At 71.1% G+C, this 1,260-nt stretch carries 2 protein-coding genes; one reads left to right on the forward strand and one right to left on the reverse strand.

Annotation, left to right across the window (positions count from 1 at the left end):
- Nucleotides 1–844 (forward strand): solute carrier family 23 protein (locus tag AOK24_RS43825; protein ID WP_167376923.1); only part of this gene is annotated, 844 nt, incomplete at its 5' end.
- A gap of 61 nt (nucleotides 845–905) precedes the next feature.
- Here AOK24_RS43825 and AOK24_RS43830 read toward each other — a convergent pair.
- The coding region (locus AOK24_RS43830) for a cellulose binding domain-containing protein (protein WP_206191376.1) at nucleotides 906–1,260 on the reverse strand (355 nt) is incomplete at its 5' end.

Consider the following 1,260-nt stretch of genomic DNA (forward strand, 5'->3'; position numbering starts at 1 on the left):
CTTCGGGGCGCCGAAGAACATCGGGCTGGCCGCGTTCGTCCTCGCCGTCGTCCTGGTCGTCCAGCGGTTCGCGCCGCCCTTCCTGAGCCGGATCGCGGTGCTCGCCGGGATCGCCGTGGGGCTCGCGGTCGCCGTCCCGTTCGGGTTCACGGACTTCGGCGGGGTCGGGGACGCGGACTGGGTCGGGATCAGTACGCCGTTCCACTTCGGGGCGCCGGTGTTCGAGGCGTCGGCGATCATCTCCATGCTGGTCGTGGCCGTGGTGACGATGACCGAGACGACCGGTGACCTGATCGCGGTCGGCGAGCTCACCGGCCGTGAGGTGAAGGAGAGTTCGCTCGCGGACGGGCTGCGCGCCGACGGCCTGTCGACCGTCCTCGGCGGAGTGTTCAACACGTTCCCGTACACGGCGTACGCGCAGAACGTGGGGCTGGTCGGGATGACGCGGGTGCGCAGCCGGTGGGTCGTCGCGGCGGCGGGCGGCATGCTCGTCGTCCTCGGGCTGCTGCCGAAGCTCGGCGCGGTGGTCGCCGCCGTACCGGCGCCCGTGCTGGGCGGGGCGGGGCTCGCGATGTTCGGGACGGTCGCCGCGAGCGGTCTGCGGACGCTCGCCGGGGTGGACTTCCGCGACAACCACAACCTGACCGTCGTCGCCGTGTCGGTCGCGGTGGGGCTGCTGCCGGTCGGGGTGCCGACGGTCTACGCGAAGTTCCCCGACTGGTTCCAGACGGTCATGAACAGCGGGATCAGCGCGGGGTGCCTCACGGCGATCGTCCTCAACCTGCTCTTCAACCACTTTCCGGCGAGGGCGGGTTCACCGGTCCCAGCGCGGGCGGACGGCTGACGCGCAGCGGCCGAAGCCGGGAAGTCGCAGGACCTCCCGGCTTCTTGACGTCCTGTCAACTCTACGAACAGGCCGTCCCGTTGAGGGTGAAGGCGCTCGGCGCCGCCGAGTTGCCGGTGTGGCCGGCCTGATAGCCGACGGTCACGGACGCGCCGGGCGCGAGCGCCGCGTTGTACGTCACATTCGTGGCCGTCACCGCGCCGGAGGCGGGCGCGTACGTCGCTCCCCAGCCGTTGGTGATGGTCTGGCCGGCGGGGAGGGTGAAGGCGAGGCGCCAGCCGTTGATCGCGGTGGTCGCGGTGTTGGTGATGGTCACGGCGTTGGTCAGGCCGGTGTTCCAGGCGCTGACGCTGGAGGTCACCTTGCAGGGGCCGGTCGGCGGGTTGGGGGTGCCGGGCTTGCTCTTATACACATCT

Source organism: Streptomyces niveiscabiei, from assembly GCF_001419795.1.
Lineage (GTDB): Bacteria > Actinomycetota > Actinomycetes > Streptomycetales > Streptomycetaceae > Streptomyces > Streptomyces niveiscabiei.